The organism is Frankia sp. Mgl5, assembly GCF_023242985.1.
Classification (GTDB): Bacteria; Actinomycetota; Actinomycetes; order Frankiales; family Frankiaceae; genus Parafrankia; species Parafrankia soli.
In genome coordinates this window covers 1-17,874 of sequence record NZ_JALKFY010000852.1, presented here as the reverse complement: position 1 = coordinate 17,874, position 17,874 = coordinate 1, and the positions used below count along the sequence as shown (strand labels likewise).

General features: G+C 71.9%; 16 protein-coding genes. 11 read left to right on the top strand and 5 right to left on the bottom strand.

Annotated features, from left to right (window positions below; genetic code table 11):
* Positions 1-123 precede the first annotated feature (123 nt).
* From MXD62_RS37370 to MXD62_RS37340, 7 genes are all read left to right on the top strand, one after another.
* Positions 124-1,596 (top strand): helix-turn-helix domain-containing protein, encoded by a 1,473-nt coding sequence (locus tag MXD62_RS37370; RefSeq protein WP_020463114.1) that lies wholly within the window; start codon positions 124-126, stop codon positions 1,594-1,596.
* 10 nt (positions 1,597-1,606) lie between these two features.
* Positions 1,607-2,596 (top strand): NAD-dependent epimerase/dehydratase family protein, encoded by a 990-nt coding sequence (locus MXD62_RS37365; protein ID WP_248834041.1) that lies wholly within the window; start codon positions 1,607-1,609, stop codon positions 2,594-2,596.
* 207 nt (positions 2,597-2,803) lie between these two features.
* Positions 2,804-3,190 (top strand): hypothetical protein, encoded by a 387-nt coding sequence (locus MXD62_RS37360; protein WP_248834040.1) that lies wholly within the window; start codon positions 2,804-2,806, stop codon positions 3,188-3,190.
* A gap of 380 nt (positions 3,191-3,570) precedes the next feature.
* Positions 3,571-4,008, top strand: a complete 438-nt coding sequence (locus MXD62_RS37355; RefSeq protein ID WP_020463117.1) for a hypothetical protein — start codon at positions 3,571-3,573, stop codon at positions 4,006-4,008.
* 84 nt (positions 4,009-4,092) lie between these two features.
* Positions 4,093-6,318 (top strand): ABC transporter permease, encoded by a 2,226-nt coding sequence (locus MXD62_RS37350; RefSeq protein ID WP_248834039.1) that lies wholly within the window; start codon positions 4,093-4,095, stop codon positions 6,316-6,318.
* Positions 6,315-7,166 carry an ABC transporter ATP-binding protein gene (locus tag MXD62_RS37345; RefSeq protein WP_248834038.1) on the top strand — a complete coding sequence of 284 codons (852 nt, stop codon included), beginning with the start codon at positions 6,315-6,317 and terminating at the stop codon, positions 7,164-7,166. The genes MXD62_RS37350 and MXD62_RS37345 overlap by 4 nt, the downstream gene beginning before the upstream one ends.
* A gap of 40 nt (positions 7,167-7,206) precedes the next feature.
* Positions 7,207-8,064, top strand: coding sequence for an ABC transporter ATP-binding protein (locus tag MXD62_RS37340; protein ID WP_248834037.1), 858 nt, complete (start codon positions 7,207-7,209; stop codon positions 8,062-8,064).
* Between the two features lie 105 nt (positions 8,065-8,169).
* On the opposite strand, the gene MXD62_RS37335 is transcribed toward MXD62_RS37340, so the two are convergent.
* Both MXD62_RS37335 and MXD62_RS37330 read right to left on the bottom strand, forming a co-directional pair.
* Complete coding sequence (locus MXD62_RS37335; protein WP_248834036.1) at positions 8,170-9,513, bottom strand: ABC transporter substrate-binding protein; 1,344 nt, start codon at positions 9,511-9,513, stop codon at positions 8,170-8,172.
* Positions 9,514-9,627: 114 nt separating this feature from the next.
* A complete protein-coding gene (locus tag MXD62_RS37330) occupies positions 9,628-10,962 on the bottom strand; it encodes a hypothetical protein (protein ID WP_248834035.1) in 1,335 nt (444 codons plus the stop codon).
* Positions 10,963-11,177: 215 nt separating this feature from the next.
* On the opposite strand from MXD62_RS37330, the gene MXD62_RS37325 reads away from it, so the two are divergent.
* Together MXD62_RS37325 and MXD62_RS37320 are read left to right on the top strand one after the other, a co-directional pair.
* Positions 11,178-11,651 (top strand): hypothetical protein, encoded by a 474-nt coding sequence (locus tag MXD62_RS37325; RefSeq protein ID WP_248834034.1) that lies wholly within the window; start codon positions 11,178-11,180, stop codon positions 11,649-11,651.
* Positions 11,652-11,975: 324 nt separating this feature from the next.
* Complete coding sequence (locus MXD62_RS37320) at positions 11,976-12,629, top strand: ABC transporter ATP-binding protein (RefSeq protein ID WP_248834033.1); 654 nt, start codon at positions 11,976-11,978, stop codon at positions 12,627-12,629.
* Between the two features lie 2 nt (positions 12,630-12,631).
* On the opposite strand, the gene speB is transcribed toward MXD62_RS37320, so the two are convergent.
* The gene (gene speB, locus MXD62_RS37315; RefSeq protein WP_248834103.1) at positions 12,632-13,741 is read right to left on the bottom strand and encodes an agmatinase; all 1,110 of its coding nucleotides are present in this window, start codon (positions 13,739-13,741) and stop codon (positions 12,632-12,634) included.
* Between the two features lie 359 nt (positions 13,742-14,100).
* Here speB and MXD62_RS37310 point away from each other — a divergent pair, with 359 nt between their 5' ends.
* Positions 14,101-14,475 carry a DUF2752 domain-containing protein gene (locus tag MXD62_RS37310; protein WP_248834032.1) on the top strand — a complete coding sequence of 125 codons (375 nt, stop codon included), beginning with the start codon at positions 14,101-14,103 and terminating at the stop codon, positions 14,473-14,475.
* 7 nt (positions 14,476-14,482) lie between these two features.
* Here MXD62_RS37310 and MXD62_RS37305 read toward each other — a convergent pair whose 3' ends face one another.
* Positions 14,483-15,370, bottom strand: coding sequence for an RNA methyltransferase (locus MXD62_RS37305; RefSeq protein ID WP_248834031.1), 888 nt, complete (start codon positions 15,368-15,370; stop codon positions 14,483-14,485).
* 230 nt (positions 15,371-15,600) lie between these two features.
* On the opposite strand from MXD62_RS37305, the gene MXD62_RS37300 reads away from it, so the two are divergent.
* Positions 15,601-17,022 carry an 8-oxoguanine deaminase gene (locus MXD62_RS37300; RefSeq protein ID WP_248834030.1) on the top strand — a complete coding sequence of 474 codons (1,422 nt, stop codon included), beginning with the start codon at positions 15,601-15,603 and terminating at the stop codon, positions 17,020-17,022.
* Between the two features lie 60 nt (positions 17,023-17,082).
* On the opposite strand, the gene MXD62_RS37295 is transcribed toward MXD62_RS37300, so the two are convergent.
* On the bottom strand, positions 17,083-17,874 hold a 792-nt coding region (locus tag MXD62_RS37295; protein WP_248834029.1), incomplete at its 5' end, for an HNH endonuclease signature motif containing protein.

The window sequence follows — 17,874 nt, the reverse complement described above, 5'->3', positions numbered from 1 at the left end:
GCGTCGCGGTCAGCTATAAAACTCGGCTAATAGACACAGTTCGATTTATGTGTGTGCGCTCCTAGATGCCCGACTCGTTATGCTCACTTCGCGTTACTCCGACGCCGGACGAGAGGACAGCGGGTGACTGGACAAACCTGGCTGTGGACCCCACCGCGACCGACTCCAACAAGCGTTGGAATTGGATCGCTGCTACGGGCGTACCGGCAGGCCCATGGCCTGACCCAGCAGCAACTCGCCGATCTCCTCGGCTTCGACCAGTCTTATGTGTCGAAGGTCGAGAGCGGGCGGCGGGCGATCCACGACATCTCCACGCTGCGCCACATCGCGCGCAACCTCGGTCTGTCACCCGAGGACGTCGGACTCGCCCCGGGCGGTCTGGCCGACCGGCGTCGTGAGCCACCGCGCGGCTCCGCGGTCGAGAAGGTCGCCGGCAGCCAGCGCGCCTGGCGGCTGACCCGGGACCACCTGAACCACCACCGGATCAGCCTGGCCCGCGCCGCGGCCCGGCTCTACCCGGAGGCCTACCGTCTCGGCAACGGGCTGCTGGCCCGTCCCGGCTGGGTGTGGGACACCCCGGTGGACATCAACGACATCGGCCTGCGCTGGGAGCAGTCGGCGGGCGAGCCGGCGATCACCGGCGCCGAGCCGGAGGCCGACGCCACCCGCCCGCTGGTCGGCGACGGCGGCGCGCAGTCGCGTTACCAGCGCTACACCCGGGCGATGCGCGACCTCGACCGGCCGACCCTGTTCGAGAACCGGCTCAGCTTCCGGCTGCTGGACGTCGCCGAGGCCGAGGGTGCCCCCCCTACCCTCACCTTCGGCCACACCACCTACTTCGACGCCGTCGACGTCTGCGAGACCGTGGCGCACGAGACCGCGGCGGCGATGATGGGCGGCGAGCTCGCCTGGCCCGCGCTGCCGTTCCGGCGCCGCATCGGCGATCCGTTCGACCTCGCCGGGCGGGTCGCGCTGCCCTCCATCAACACCCTGACGATCCGGCTCGACCGGGGCAGCGCCAGCTTCGTCCTGCACCGGCGCAGCGCCGGCTCGGTGGCGACGGCGGGCGGGGTGTACCACGTGCTGCCCGCGGGGGTGTTCCAGCCGTCCGGGATCACCCCGTTCCACCACGAGGCCGACTTCGACCTGTGGCGCAACGTCATGCGCGAGCTCAGCGAGGAGCTGCTGGGTAACGCCGAGCACGACGGCAGCTCGTCCCGGCCGATCGACTACGACACCGACGAGCCGTTCCGCTCCTTCGAGCAGGCGCGCCGCGCGGGCACGCTGCGGGTCTTCTGCTTCGGCATGGGCCTCGACGCGCTCACCCTGTTCGGCGAGATCCTCACCGTCCTGGTCGTGGAGGCCGACACGTTCGACACGCTGTTCGCCGACATGGTCCGGACGAACGCCGAGGGGTCGGTCGTCTCGACGGGGCCGGGCCGGCAGGCGCACGAGGGGATCCCGTTCACCCAGGCCTCCCTGCGCCGGCTCGTCGACACCGAGCCGCTCGCTCCCTCCGCCGCCGCCTGCCTGGAGCTCGCCTGGCGCCACCGGGAGACCCTCCTGCCCGGGTTGCGCATGCGGGCATCGGTCTGATCAGGCCGCTGTGCGCATCCTCGTCACCGGCGCGTCCGGGTTCGTCGGCGGCGTCACCGCCGACCTGCTCTCGGCCGCCGGCCACCAGGTGACCGCGCTCGTCCGGGACGCGACGGCCCGGACGAGGCTGTCGAGGGTGATCGAGGTGGTCCAGGCCGACCTGCTCGAACCACGCCAGCTCGCCGCGGCGGGCGTCAGCCGCGGGTTCGACGGGGTGTGCCACCTCGCCGCTCTGACCAGGGTGCGGGAGTCCCGCGAGACGCCGCTGCGGTACTTCGCGGCGAACGTCACGGGCACGACCAACCTGCTGGCGGCCCTCGACGCGGGCACCCGGGCCACCGGGGTGGCCCCGCGGTTCGTCTTCGGCTCGAGCTGCGCCGTCTACGGGGACACGGGTACCTCACCGATCCCGGAGACACGCGCACCCGCGCCGATGAATCCCTACGGCGCCTCGAAACTCGCCGCGGAGCAGGCGGTGGCCTACCAGGCCGCCACCGGACGGCTGGGCGCCGTCGTGCTGCGCTCGTTCAACGTCGCGGGGGCGGTCGGCTCGCACGCCGACCGGGACAGCAGCCGGATCATCCCGGCCGCGCTCGGCGTCGCAACGGGCCGGCGCGACGCCTTCCGGGTGAACGGTGACGGCGCGTCGATCCGCGAGTACGTCCACGTCGTCGACATGGCGCGGGCGTATCTGACCGCGCTGCGGGCGACCGTGCCGGGCCGCTGCACCGTCTACAACGTCGGCAGCGGCCTCGGCGTGAGCGTCACCGACGTGCTGCGGACGGTGGAGAGCGTGACGGGCCGGGATGTGCCGCGGGTGACCCTGCCCCCGGTGCCCGAACCCAGAGCGCTCATCGCCGACAGCCGCCGGATCCGGGCCGACCTGGGCTGGACCTCTCCGTCCTCGACCATCGAGAAGATCGTCGCGGACGCCTGGCGCTCGACGGCGGTGCCCGAGCCGGTCGCGGCGCGGCGCGGCGACGTCCCGATCGTCTCGTGACGGCGGTGTCCGTCGACCCGTCAGCGATTTCCGGCGGAGCTTTAGCCGGTATGCCCGATCGGCTCCGGGCCGGCGTGGCACGATGACTGCGGCCGAAGCCCGGCCGATGCCGGTCCAGGCACCGGCCGCAGCGCAGGGAGTTACGTGACCGCGAGCGGGAGAGGACGGTCCGGGCGACGGGCCGTCCCCGGCCGGAGAGGGGAGCAGGTGAGCCGTCCCTTCCATGTCTACGACTACGAGGGTGAGCACCTCGGGTCGTTCGCGACCTGGGACCTGGCGCACGAATGGGCGCACCTGCAGGCGATGCTGAACGGCGTGCCCACGCCGCTTCAGGTCGAGGACAGGTCGACCACCGGCCGACGCCGGGTGTGGGCGGACCGCTGCGAGCCGCTCGACGGCCCGACCGGCGGTGGCGCCCTCGGCGGCGACCTGCTCGACGACGACCTGACCGGTGGCGACGTGCTCGCCGGGGGGCCGTGCTCGGCGGCGGCCACCCCGGTGTTCGCGCCGCCGCTCCCGCGCCAGCCCAGCGAGCCCGCCGACAGCGCTCTCACCGAGGCCGGTCTCGCTGAGGCCGGTCTCGCCGAGGGCTGAGGCTCACCGGGCTCACAGCAGCCCGGTCCCCGGCCGGCACTTTAGGGCCATCTTCACCAACGGTCATGCATGGGTCGCCGTCCGCCCGGAAAAAAACACCGGACGGGCGGTGACCAGTTGCCGACAGATGTCTGGTGGGTAGGCCTCGATAAGGCGGATTGAAGCGGGACATATCCTCCCAGGGCGGTATCCGCGTGGATGCCGCGTGCCCGCCAGCACCTGGCCGGGAACTGCCCTCGCCCAACCTGACACTCCACCTGGTGAGCTCCGCGCACTAATCTGGCGGCTGTCGTCGGGGATTCACAGCGAGGCACGCTGGACGTGCCCCGCGGCGCGTCATGGCGACGGGCACAGCCGACACGCTCCTTGGGGGAGACGAAGTGGACGAGCAGACCGCAGCCGCCGCCGGAGCGCGACCTACGTCGCGCCTCGTCGTCGATGTCGTGCGAGCGCTGCGGGGGTGGGTGGTCGCGGCGGCGGGCGGAGTCCTGCTACTGGGGTGCTACCTGGGAGTCTCCAAGGAGACCGACGTGGCCTACCAGCTGCCGTACGTCGTGTCCGGCGGTTTCGGCGGGCTCGCGCTCGTCCTCGTGGGCAGCGCCCTGCTGATCGCCGACCGGGTCGACGCGACGCAGGCCGCGCAGAACCGGCTCGCCGGCCAGGTCGACGACCTGCACACGTTGATCATCGCGGCCGCCGCCAGCGGCGCGGCGAACGGGGAGCACACCGGCGCAGGCGGCCACCCCGGTCAGCCCGCCATGTCGAACCACACCGGCGCCACCGAGATCAGCACCGCCGCGCCCGGCCAGCGGTACTGAGCGGGCCCGGGGCGACACCATGGGCACTGAAACCATGGGCACCGACACCATGGGCACCGTCGACACCCTTCCCGGGGTGACCGGATGACCAGTATCGATCTTGCTCTCGCCGGCATCTCCATCGGGGCCATCGCGGCCCTCTCCGGCATCGGGCTGCTTGTCACCTACCGCACCAACGGCGTTCTCAACCTCGCGCAGGGCGGAATCGCGACCCTGGTCGCGTACGTGTTCCGCGAGATGGTCGTCGAGTGGGACCTGCCGATCTGGCTGGCCGCGGTGATCGCCCTCGGCATCCTCTCCCCCGGCATCGGGCTTCTACTCGAACGGCTCGTGTTCCGCCCACTTGCCCGTCGACGCGCCTCCGCCGCCGAGTCGCTGGTCGCGAGCCTCGGCGTCCTGGTCCTCACGCTCGGCATGACGGCCGGCATCTGGGGCCTGGGCTCCCGCAGTGACGCGCCGAGTATCTTCCCGAACGAGTCGGTCACGATCTTCGGTGACACCCGCATCGGCGTCGACGCCCTGGCCGAGCTGGCCATGGTCGTCGCGTTCTGCGTCGTGCTCGGGCTCATCGCGGCGAAGACGAAGTTCGGCCGCCAGATCCGGGCCGTCGTCGACGACCGCCAGCTCGCCGAGCTCTCCGGCGTGCCCGCCGACCGGGTCGCCGCGGCCGGGTGGGCGCTGGGCACCACGATGGCCGGCCTCACCGGCATCCTGCTGGCGCCCCGGTTCCAGCTCAACCCGTACGGGTTGACGCTGCTCGTCCTGGAGACGTTCGCCGTCGTCGTGGCCGCCCGGCTGTCGAGCATGCCGGTGGCGGTGCTGACCGCGCTGGGCATCGCCGTCCTGCAGAGCGAGCTCAAGCAGTTCACCCTCGAGGGCGACGCCGGCCAGATCCTCATCGTTCTGCAGTCCAACCTGTTCATCTTCGCGCTGCTGGTGCTGCTGCTCGTGGTACCCAAGCTGCGCGAGCTGGGCAACGGCGACTCCGGTTCGACCGGGAGCTTCTCCAGCCGGGGCGCTCCCCCCGCCGGCCCGGTCAGCCGGCACGAGGCCCGGCGCGACATCCTCGGCAAGCTCGGCGGCGCCGCGCTGCTGCTGGCCCCGCTGACCTTCGCCCCTGCCGACCTGCGCTCGGCGTTCATGGTGCCCGCGCTGGCCCTGATCTTCCTCTCGCTGGTGATCCTCACCGGCTACAGCGGCCAGCTCTCTCTCGGCGTCGCCGGCTACGCCGGGCTGGGCGCCCTGCTCACCCTCAAGCTCGCCAACGGCGACCTGTTCGGCCTCCCGGCGATCCCCGGCATGTGGGCGATGTTCCTGGGCGCGCTGCTGGTCGCGCCGATCGGGCTGATCACCGGATGGCCGGCGATCCGCCGGCGCGGGCTGACCCTCGCGCTGACGACCTTCGCGGTCGGCGCGGTCGTGAGCCGCTTCGTCTTCGAGCAGCCGACCTTCGCGACCGGACTGTACGTTGACCCGCTGACGTTCTTCGGCTCCGAACTGACCGACGAGGCCTTCTACATCTTCGAGCTGGTCTGCCTGGCCATCGGCCTGCTGGTTGTGCGCAACCTGCACCACGGCCGGCTCGGCCGGGCCCTGCTCGCCGTCCGCGACCACACCGAGGGCGCCGCGGCGGTCGGGGTGGACGTCCGCAACCTCAAACTGCTCGCGTTCACCGTCTCCTCGGTCGTGGCCGGTCTCGGCGGCGGGCTGCTGACCTTCAGCTCCTCCTCGTTCGCGGCGGACGACTTCGCGCCGTTGCAGAGCCTGCTGTGGTTCACCGCCGTGATCGTCTTCGGTGCCGACAGCGCCGCCGGGGCGATCATCGCGGCGGCGTTCATCGTCACCATCGACGTGCTCGCCCCGGCCGGCTCGTCGATCCTCGCGGTCGGCATCCTCGCCCTGGCGCTGGGCTGGATGCCCGGCGGCCTCGCGTCCGCGGTCCGGGCCGGCTTCGCGCTGATCGCCCGCACGCTGGCCGACGAGTTCGTCCCCGCGCCGCGGCCCACCCGCCATACCAGCGCCCGTCTCGCCGCGGGCGGCGCCGCTGGCCACGTGCCCGGTGTCCCGGGCGCCGGCGGCGGAGCGGCTCTCGGCGAGCTGCGGATCGTGCTGCCGCCAGGAGCACCGGCACCGACCGCCTTCGGCGCGGCGCTGCTGAGCGCGGTCGCCGCACACGCCGCCCGCACCGGGCTGAGCCTGGACGCGCTGCCGAGCGCCCGCACGGCGGCGGACGACTCCACAGAGGGCCGGGAGCTGGTCGGGCACCGACCGCACCTGCCCGGATACCCGGTCGAGAGAGGCGCGTCATGAGCCGCGACGATCTGCGGGCCCGTGGCCTGGTCCGCCGCTACGGCGGGCTGACGGCCGTCGAGCATGTCGACATGGACGTGCCCAGCGGCCAGGTCACCGGCCTCATCGGCCCGAACGGCGCCGGCAAGTCCACCCTGTTCAGCCTGCTCACCGGCGTCGAGCAGCCCGACGAGGGCCGCGTGCACCTCGGCCGGCGCGACATCACCAAGATGCGCCCGGACGCCCGCTCCCGGCGCGGCCTGGTGCAGACCTTCCAGGTGCCCTCGCTGTTCCCGAGCCTCACCGTCGCCGACAACCTGCTCGTCGCCGCGGAGAACCGGCGCCGCGACTACGCGGGCGGCCTGCTCGGGATGGGCTCACGCGGCCGGGAGAACGCGCTCGGGGTCGTCGAGGAGGTCCTGGGCTCACTCGGGCTCGAGGACATCCGCGGGACCGTCGCCGGAACGCTGCCCACTGGCGCGCTGCGGCTCGTCGAGTTCGCCCGCGCGCTGTGCGCCCGTCCCGACGTGCTGCTGCTGGACGAGCCGGCGAGCGGGCTCGACGCCGCCGAGACCGAGAAGCTGTCGGTGCTGGTCCGCCGGATCGCCGACGACGGCGTGGCGATCCTGCTCGTCGACCACGACGTGGACCTGGTGTTCCGCGTCGTCGACCGGGTCTACGCGATGGTCGGCGGCCGCGTGGTCGCCGAGGGCGCACCGGAGACGGTGCGCGACGATCCGACCGTCCGCTCGGTGTACCTGGCGCAGGGGCCGCTGACCTCGCAGGCGACAACCTCCCTCGGCCCCGGCGTCGCCGCGGCCGGTTCGCCGGCGGCCGGTTCCCAGGCCATGTCTTCGGCCGGGCGATGATCCGCCCGCCGCACCACTACCGCGCCCTCCTGGAGAACCGGTGACCTCCCACAGCGACCCCGACGGGTACGGGCAACACGGGCAGCTCGGCGGCGTCGGCCGGTTCGAGCCCGCCGGCCCGCCCGCGCAGCGCGGCCCGCAGTCCGGCCCGTCCGCCGGCATCGGGCAGCAGGCCGGCGCGGGTGAGCTGCCGGCTGACGGTGAGCTGCCGGCCGTCGAACTGAGGCTGGAGAACGCACGGGCCGGGTACCGAACCATCGAGGTGCTGCACGGCATCACCATGGCGATTCCCTCTGGCGCGGTGACGGCGCTGCTCGGCGCGAACGGCGCGGGCAAGAGCACGACCCTGCGGGTCATCGCCGGGCTCATCCCCCTGCGCAGCGGCACGCTCTCCTGGCGCGACGAGCAGATCACGAAGATGACCACGGTGAACCGGGCGCGGCGCGGGCTGATGCTGGTGCCGGACGAGCGCGCCGTGTTCGCGACGCTGTCCGTCCGCGACAACCTGCAGATCATCGCCGAGGCGAGCGGGAACCCGGACATCTCGCCCGCTCTGGATGCCTTCCCCCGACTCCGGGAGCGGCTGGGCCAGCGGGCCGGATCGATGTCGGGCGGTGAGCGCCGGATGCTGGCGCTGGCCCGCGCCCTGCTGGCGCGCCCGTCCGTGCTCATGGTGGACGAGCTGTCACTCGGCCTGTCCCCGAAGGTCGCCAGCGAGCTGTTCGCCTGGCTGGGCACGGTCGCCGACGCCGGCACGACCGTGATCCTGGCCGACCAGTACACCGAGGAGGCACTCGCCCTCGCCGACATGGTGTACGTGCTGCACCGTGGTGAGGTCACCTTCGCCGGCACACCGGCGGAACTCGGCGCGAGCGAACTGCTCGCCGCCGGCGCCTGATTCTCTTCTGACCCTCCCGGCTCTGCCGATCCTGCCGGTTCTGCCGGCTCTCCGAGTGCGGGTCCGGGGCCGTCCGGAGTGCTTCCGGACGGCCCCGGCCGGGCGTCAGGCCGCCGGGTACGGCAGGTTGCGCACCGTGAAGCAGGTGCTGTTCAGGGCACCGCTCTGGGTGACCCAACCGCCCTTGCCGCCGTTCGCCGAATCCTGCCAGCGGGCGACGTTCACGCAGTTCTTCGACTCCGCCGGCGCCTGGGCCAGCTTGCTGAAGCCGCGCGGGATGAGCAGCCCGTCACCGTCGTAGGGCTCGGAGCGGTTCATGAACTTCTCGACGCACGCACGGGTCAGGTCCGCCCCACAGGACTCCATCGCGTCGCCCAGCCACTGCGCCGAGGCGTAGCCCTCGAGCATCCACTGGTTCATCTTCGCGACGCGGTCCGCCGGCACGTGCGCCGCCACCGCGTCCCGGAACGCCTTGACCGCGGGGATCGACTCGTCGGAGAAGGTCGCCGACGTGCTGGTCGCGAAGATGGTGTTCCGGCACTGCGGCGAGTTCGCGTAGATCTGCGCGATGTTGCCCGCCATGCCCTGCGCGGTGGTCACCTTCGCCTGCACGGTCAGGTCCTGGCGCTGCATCGCCTGGCAGAGCTGGCCGTTGCCGCCGTCGTCCATCGCGTCGAAGACGACCTGGGCGCCGCGCCGCTTCATGTCCTGCACGGCGGCGTCCCAGTTCGGCGCGCCGAGGTTGATCTGCTCCTCGATGACCTCGTAGCCCTCGGCGCGCAGGCCGTCGGCGATCGAGGTCGCGTAGCGCTGTGACGGGGCGACGTTGTAGTAGACGACACCGGCCACCCGGGCGCCGAGCTTCTCCTTGAACCAGCGGTAGTTCTCGGTGCCCGCGTACAGCGTCCCGTCGAAGCCCGGCCGGTGGCCGTCCCGCGGGTAGTAGCTGCCGTAGATCGAGTACAGGTGCGGGTACTGGTCGTACGCCGCGGACACCGGCTGGCCGCCGATGTCCGGCACACCCTTCGAGTTCACGTACTGGGCGCCGGCGTAGTCGAAGGCCGTCACCCCGGCGAGCGCGAACACCTCGTCGTCGTCGATCAGCTGGCGCACGCAGGCGACGTTGCCGTCGCCGGAGCCCTTGTCGTCGCAGTCGACCACGTCGATCTTGCGGCCGTTGATCCCGCCGCGCGCGTTGAGCGCCTCGAAGTAGGCGGTCGCGCCGTAGAGCGAGGCGGAGAACGTGTCAGGGCCGAGGCCGCTACTCAGCCCCGCGATGACACCCACCTTGATCTCGGTCGGCGACACCCCGGTGTCGGATGCGGTGTTGGTCGACGTGCCACCGGTCGGCGCGTTGTCGGACGAACCGGAATCACTCGCGCGGCTACCGCAGGCAACAAGCGCCAACGACGACAGCACGACGGCAGCGACGAGCGATCTCGCTCGCATGAACATGCACTCCTCATGATTGGTGGATGACGCTCGCGCACAACGAGCTCCGCGCGGACCCCGCGCGCCAGGCTACCGACAGCGAGCATGTCGCCACCGACAGCAAACTGCCTGTCATCCGGTGCCGCGCACGAACAGCCGGCGCCACCACGTTCGCCGAACCGCGGGCGCGGTCGGGCCGGCCTGTGCCGCCGGATCCGCTCCAGACGACGGGTTCTCCCCCTCCGCGGGATCGGCCGCGGCGGGTTCCTGGACGGCATGCGCGGACCGGTCGTCCACGGGCGCGTCCCCGGCGGCAAGGCCAGGACCCGCCGCCATGTCGGGCCGCGAACGATCAGTCCGCGGCGATGAAGCCTGCGCGTCTCCGGTGGACGGGGTGGCGAAAGCGAGGGCTTCGGGCTCCGTCTGGGCCACGCGTGGCGACGGCACCGCGGCCGCCGCCACGCTGGTGATCGCCGCGACCGCCTCGTCCAGCGCCGCCATCGCCTTGCCCAGCGCCGCGACGGGATCCTCGTCCCGCGCCACGGCGCCCGCCGCGATCACGTCGGTGGCACCGTTCAGTCCGGTGACGGGCGCGTCGTTCGTGACGGGCGCGCCGTCGCCCGCGGTGAGACCGGTCGCGTGCGCTCCGAGCTCGACGGGACGGGCGACCACCGGCTCGGTGACCTCGACAACCGGCGCGGCCTCGTCGACCACCACCGGTATGGTCACCACCGCCGCGACCACTTCAGCCGGACCTGTGACCTCCGCCTCGGCGGCAGCATCGCCCGCGCCCGCGACCTCGGCGACCTCGACCTCGGCCTCGGCGTCGGCGGCACCGACTTCTTCAGGGGCTGCCTCGACCTCAACAGCCTCAACCTGCGCAGCGTGGACCTCGACAGCGTCGGCCTCATCCGGGGCCGCCTCATCCGGGGCCGCCTCGTCCGCGTCGACCGCTGAGGCTTCGGCCACAGGCGGCTCCGTCGACGGCACCTCGACATCGGGCTCCGCCACGGCCGCCACCGGGCCTGGCGTCTCGGTAACGGCTGCCGGTGCCGCGACGTCCATGACCGGCTCGGGCTCCGCGACCAGCTCGGGCTCCGCGACCAGCTCGGGCTCCGCGACTGGGTCGAGCGCGGCGACCGGTTCGGGCTCGGCAGGCGGATCGGCGGCGGCGACCGCGGCCGGCGCGGGGTTCGGCGGATCGAGGGGCGGGGCGGGCTCCGGCGCGGGTGTGGGCGGGCCGGTTCGCTCGGGTGTCGCGGCATTCTCGGGGACGTCCACGAGACGATTGACGATCAGCCCGCCAGGACCCGGCGATCGGTCCAACCGGCCCTGCGCAGCGAGCCGGCGGCACACCTGGTTCACCGTTGCGCGATTGGCGCTGATCGCCGCGGCCAGACTGCCGTCGTCCAGACCGTCGGGAATGCGCGCGAGCTGCCCGAGAATCCGCTCAGCAACAGTAGCCACATTTGGGGACGCTATACGGTATTGCCGCGGCTTCCGTCAGCGGGGGTGGGCGACCGGCCGGGCTACTCGTCGGATGACCCGGTTAGCCCACTCGCTCCCGGGAAGGGCCATGGTCAGAGACTGCGCGGGTGGCGACCGGCCACCCACGCTCCGCCGTTCATGGAGCAGCCGTTCACGGAACAACTCGGCCGTTCACGCCGGAACAGGAGGCAGCGATGACATGGCCCGCCTCGGACCCCGAACAGCCCGACCGGGACGTCCGCGATCCCATGGACGGCAACAGCCCGCTGGAACGAGCCGAGATCACCGACAGCGACGACCTCGGATCCACGGACGCCGGACTCGATCCCCTCGACGACAGCTGGGATCCACCGGACCGGCCGAGTAGGCTGATCAGCAATCCGATCACCCTGCGGGAAGAACGCGCCTCGTCCTTCGACCGGCAGCTCGCCGCCGAGATCCCGGACCCGGATCCCTACGCCGAGGCCGAAAGGAACGGCTCCGGCTCGGCAGACGGTCCCGATATCTACCCCGATGGACCATCCGGCGATTCCGAGTTCGACGACTCGGGGCTCGATCAGGTCGTGGAGAGCACCGACGGCGCCCATCGCGCGCACACGCCGACCGACCACGAGGCGTGGCGACGCACCGCGGAAGAGGACGCGCTCCACCTCGATCCCCGTTCCTGAGCCCGGGCGTTACCGCATCGACGTTCCGGACGTCCGTTCACACGCCGATACCGCCCGGATGTTCCCGAGCTTGTTACCCGGAGGACGTTCCCGCGCCGCGCCACCCCCCGATCAATCACCTCCCGCCCAACAGCACTCCATCCGCAGGCGCTCGGCATCCCGTGGATTACGGGGCGGCCGGTCGCATCCCGCGCCGGGGTGAGACTGTCGTTCCCGCCCGGTACGCACCACGGCGGGCCGGGAGATCTGGGGGTGAGCATGGCGGACAGCGGTCGTCGGGGCGGACAGATCGAAATGGTCGGGCTGAGCCGACGGTTCGGGGACGTGGCTGCCGTTGACGGCGTCGATCTGACGGTCCGGGCGGGCGAGTACTTCTGCCTTCTCGGTCCGTCCGGATGCGGCAAGACCACGGCCCTCCGGCTGATCTCGGGACTCGACGAACCGTCGTCCGGGCATGTTCGTCTTGACGGCGAGGACCTCGCCGACATGCCGGCCCACCGCCGCCCCGTCAGCGCGGTCTTCGGCGGCTACGCCCTGTTCCCCTTCCTGGACGTCGCCGCGAACGTCGCCTTCGGTCTGCGGCACGCGCGGGGCGTCACCATACCGGGCCGGGCCGAGACCTCGGCGCGGGTCCGCTCCGCCCTCGCCGTCGTCCAGATGTCGGAGTACGCCCGCCGCCGCCCGCCCCAGCTCTCCGCCGAGCAGCAGCAGCGGGTCGTGCTGGCCCGGGCGCTGGTGCTGCGCCCCAGGGTGCTGCTGCTGGACGACCCGCTCGGCTCCCAGGACGAACGGCTGCGCCGCACCCTGCGCGACGAGCTCAAGGCGTTGCAACGACAGATCGGGGTGACCGTGCTGCACGCCACCGTCGACCGGGAGGAGGCCCTGGCGCTGTCCGACCGCCTGGCCGTGATGCGCGGCGGACGGATCCTCCAGGTGGGCACGGCCGGTGAACTCCACCAGGAACCGACAGCCGCCTGAGTTCAGGACCCGGCTTTCGCCTCCGGGAGCCCTGCCGGAAGGTCCGCCGTCCCACCGGCCGCGCTACGGCGGCGATGCGCCAACGCCGCGAAGATCTCCATCGCGACCCGGTGCGCGCTGTTCACCGTCGTCTCCGCGTGGTCGTACGGAGGCGAGACCTCGACGATGTCCGCGGCGACGATCGGCGTGTCCAGCGCGATCTGCCGCACGGCCCGCAACAGGTCGGCCGGGTTCATGCCGCCCGGCTCGGGGGTGCCCGTCCCAGGCGCGAACCCCGGGTCGAGGACGTCGATGTCGACCGACAGGTAGAGCGCGCGGCAGCCGTCCACCGCCTGCGCGATCGCCTCGGCGACCACCTCGCGGCTCCCCCGCTCCCAGATCTCGTGCATCAGGTGCCAGCGCATACCCTGCTCGCGCATCCACGCGAACACGTCCGGCGGAGGCCAGTACCCGCGCAGCCCCACCTGGACGAAGTTGCGCCCGCGCACCGCCCCCGACTCGATGAGCCGCCGCATGGGCGTCCCGTGCGAGGCCAGGTTCCCGTCGATGATGTCGGCCGTGTCGGCGTGGGCGTCGAAGTGCAGCAGGCCGACCTCACCCCAGCCCACCGCCTCGGCGACCCCGCTCGCCGCCGGCCAGGTGATCGAGTGGTCCCCCCCGATGATCACTGGGATGACGCCGAGCCGCGCGACGTCGCCGACCTTCGCCCGGATGTTGCGATGTGAGACCTCGGTCAGCCCGTGCGGGCAGTGCGCGTCCCCCGCGTCAACGACGTCCAGCCAGTCGAAGATCTCTATACCAAGATCAAGATGATATGTGCCAGGGTTGTACGCCTGAGCGCGCAGCGCCCGCGGGCCGAAACGCGCGCCCGGCCGGTGCGTGGTCGCGATGTCGAACGGAGCCCCGACCACCGCGACGTCGGGCCGGCGCTCCCGAAGATCGTCGAGTCCCGGCATCCAGGGCAGGCCGGCGAAGGTCGCCAGGCCGGCGTATCCCGGGGCGTCCGCGCCGGGATCGTCCGCTCCCGCGGCCCGCGCCGCGTACGGCGGCACCGGACCGGCGCTCCCCCGCTCGCGTGCCACGTCCCGATCGCCGGCCTGTGCCATGCACATCACTCCGCTCCGCCACCGCACCCGGCTGCCGCTGCCGCTCCCGACGCTGCCGCTCCCGACGCTGCCGCTCCCGACGCCGCCTGACTCCAGCATCCTCCGCGGACGTCGACGGGGCCGCCGCAACGGCCGGCGACGGTGCGCCGGGGAAGTGTGCCCTCGGCTACGCTCAGCTGGTGGGAACCCGCGCGCCACGCTCCATCAGAGCGAGGCGCTCCGCGCCAAGGCCCGCCGCGCAGGCCCCATCCAACCCGGCTCGATCCAACCCGGCCCTCACGGTCGGCCGCCGGTACCGATCCGGAAGGCCGTTAGCGCCGCACCTGAACCGGTCACCGCGGGCGCGGCTGGCGGGGTTCAGCGCCGTGGGCGCGTTGGCGGTCGGCGTGTGCGTCCGCGTCTACCTGGTCGACCCGGCCGAGCCGGGGCACTATCCGAGCTGCCCGTTCCGGGCCCTCACAACCTGGGACTGCCCAGGCTGCGGGACTTTACGCGGACTGCACCAACTCCTGCACGGCCATCCGATCGCCGCCGCCGACCACAACCTGTTCTTCGTCCTCGCCGCGCCCGGTCTCGCCCTCGGCTGGCTGATCGCGATGGCACGGTGCGCGGGATGGCGCCGTCGGCTTCCCAGCCTCCCGCCCCGCCTGTTGCCGCTGCTGCCTGCGTTGATCGCCGTCTTCTGGGTCGTCAGGAATCTTCCCTGGCCGGTCGGAAGCTGGCTGGCGTCGTCGGCCTGAGCGGTCGTCACGGGCGGACGCCCAGCACATAACAGGCGATTGCCGCCGTCGCCGCCACGTTCAGCGAATCCACGCCGTGGGCCATCGGAATCCGAACCCGCCGGGTCGCCGTGGCCAGGACCTCGCCGGTCAGGCCCTGGCCTTCCGTCCCCAGCAACAGGGCGACGCGATCACCGGGACCGGCCGTTGCGACCGCCAGTTCGTCAGCGTCGGACGCGGGCGTCAGCGCGAGCACCTCGAACCCAGCCTCACCGAGCAGGGACAACGCTCCCGGCCACGGATCAAGCCGGGCATAGGGAACCGCGAAGACCTCGCCCATCGACACCCGCACGGAGCGCCGGTAAAGCGGATCCGCGCACCGCGGGCTCAGCAGGACCGCGTCCATGCCGAGCCCGGCCGCCGACCGGAAGATCGCGCCGAGATTGGTATGGCTGACCAGGTCCTCGCAGACCAGCACGCGCCTCGCGACGCGGAGCAGTTCCACGGGGTTGAGCAGCGGACGACGGCACATCGACGCCAGCGCACCCCGGTGCACCTCAAAGCCGGTGATCTGCGCAAGCACGGCTGGCCCCGCAACATAGACCGGCGCCTCATGGTGGTCCGGCCGCTCGCGACCGCTGTGCTCGTCATGCCCGACAGATTCGCCGTGCCCGCCGCACTCGCCGTGCCCGCCGTGCGTCGGCGTGGACCAGAAACGCTCCGGAACTCCCCCCAGCCGCGCCGGCGAGACCAGAACCGAGCGCGGCCGGTATCCCGCCCGTAGCGCGCGGTCGATCACCCTCTCGCCCTCCGCGATGAACAACCCCTCCGCGGGTTCACGCCGCCGGCGCAACACCACGTCGGTCAGCGCCACATAGTCCTCAACCCGGGGATCGGCAGGGTCGTCGATCGCCACGATCCGCCGCTCGCGCTCCTCAAGCACGCCGGACCCGTCCAACACACCACCCGCCCCACATGTCATCCGCGCGTAACGCCGGAACAGCAGAATCAGCGCCCATGACCGCATCCGGCTCCGTGACCAGCAGCCCAGGCGGCCCAGGCGGCCCAGCCAGGCCAAGCGGCACGGCCGCGGCTGGCGACGCACCGGCGGGGCAACGCCCGGATCATCTTCCTGTCGATCTCCTGGTGATCGGCGCGGAGCTTGTCGCCACGGTCGATGCCGACCGCCGAGAGATCCCAGGCGGCTGGGTAGCAATCACCGACGGCCTCGTCAGCTCCCTCGGCGGCCCGGCGGAGACACCCCCGACCGCGACCCGGACCCTGCGTGCCGACGGCTGTCTCATAACGCCGGGCCTGGTGAACACACATCATCACATCTACCAGAACCTCACCCGTTCCTTCGCTCCGGCACTCGGCGGCACCCTTTTCACCTGGCTGACCACGCTCTATCCACTCTGGTCACGGCTGGACGAGGAGGCCGTCCACACCTCGGCCTACGTGGGCCTGACCGAACTGGCGCTCGGCGGCTGCACGACATCAACAGACCACCTCTACGTGCACCCGCGCGGTGGCGGCGATCTCATCTCCGCCGAGATCGCGGCAGCCCGGACCCTGGGCATGCGGTTCCACCCGACCCGCGGCTCGATGTCGCTTTCGGTCAAGGACGGCGGGCTCCCTCCTGACTCTGTCGTCCAGGACGCGGATGAGATCCTCGCCGACTCCGCCCGACTTGTGGCCCAGCATCACGACCCGTCCCACGGCGCGATGGTGCGGATCGCCCTGGCCCCCTGTTCGCCGTTCTCCGTCAGTCCGGAACTCATGCGGGCCACCGCGGAACTGGCCGAGTCCTTGGACGTCCGGCTACACACGCATCTCGCCGAGGACCCCGAGGAGGACGACTACTGCCTGGCGGTGTTCGGACGGCGTCCGATCGACCAGTTCGCGGAAGTTGGCTGGGGCGGCGACCGGGCGTGGGTCGCGCACTGCATCTGCCCCAATGACGAGGAGGTCAAGCAGCTCGGCAGGTGGGGCACAGGGGTGGCCCACTGCCCGAGCAGCAACATGATTCTCGGCGGCGGCCTCGCGCCCGTGGCCGAGCTCCGCTCGGCCGGCGCCCCGGTCGGCCTGGGCTGCGACGGGTCGTCATCCGCCGACTCCGCCTCGCTGTGGTTGGAGGCTCGTACCGCCATGCTGTTGGGCCGGCTGCGACACGGCGCCGCGGCGATGTCCGCCCGGGACGCACTGGAGATCGCCACCCGGGGCGGCGCAGGCTGTCTCGGCAGGACCGGTGAGATCGGTGAGCTCTCCGTCGGGTCTGTCGGCGACCTCGTCGTCTGGCCGTTGGGCGGGGTCGCGTACGCGGGAGCGCTCTCCGATCCGATCGACGCCTGGCTGCGTTGCGGGCCCACAGCGGCCCGGCACACGATCGTGGCCGGCAGGCTGGTGGTGGAGAACGGAGTGCCGGTCCATCCTGATCTCGACGAGATGCTCGTCCGGCACCGCCGGATCGCCGGCGGCATCCAGGCGGCGTTCGACGATGCGGGCATCGATCCGACCGTTCCCATCAATACTGGCGGCGGCAGCGTCGGGGCGACAAAATCACATTGAGCATTCTGGCCCGTAGAAGGCCGTTCGACGCCCCAACACCGAAATCTCCACCCGTTGAGATCAACCCGGGTGCTCCGCACCTGACCGTGGAACCTCGTAGTCCGGTTCCGGTTCCGGAACTGGGTGTGGTGGGGGTCGGAATGGTGGCTGTGTGTCGTGGGTGATGTTCCACTCCGAGGCGGTGTTGCCTGATGGTTCATCACCACTCCCTCCCGCCGTGCCAGCCTTGTGTTGCGGTTCGACATATGAATGTGGGTGGGTGACGAGCGTCGCCCCGAACGGGCCCGTCCAGACGAACGTTCCTTCCTCGGGTTGTGTCAGCCGCCAACGGCCGGAGTGCTTCATACGGTGATGCTTGCGGCATATCGGCCCGAGGTTCCGGGTGAGTGTCGGCCCACCGGTCGCGTGCGCCACCGTGTGGTCGATGTCCGCGCGTCGCGACGTACGTGCGCACCCCGGAAAGACACAGCTACGGTTCCGCGCGCGGACGTGCCGGGCCTGGGCGGCGGTGGGGAGGCGCCGGTCGGCGATCTCGACGAGCGTGCCCTGAGGGTCGGTGAGGATCCGCCGCCACGTCGACCCCGGCCGTGCGGCCATCTCCCGGGCCACCGCCGCGGGGATCGGCCCGTACCCGGGGATCTCACCGGGATCCTCCGCCAGGCCCAGCAGGACCGTCACCGGGACCACGACCTGCACCTCACACGGCAGCGGCACCGCGTGTTCGGTCCGCCCGCACAGGAGGTCGACGAGGACGTCCGCGCGGATCTGGTCACGACCGCGGGTGTCCTCGGTCGTTCGGTGCGCGGCGATCCCCTGGGCGATCTGATCGACCCGCCGGTAGCAGGCGGTCGC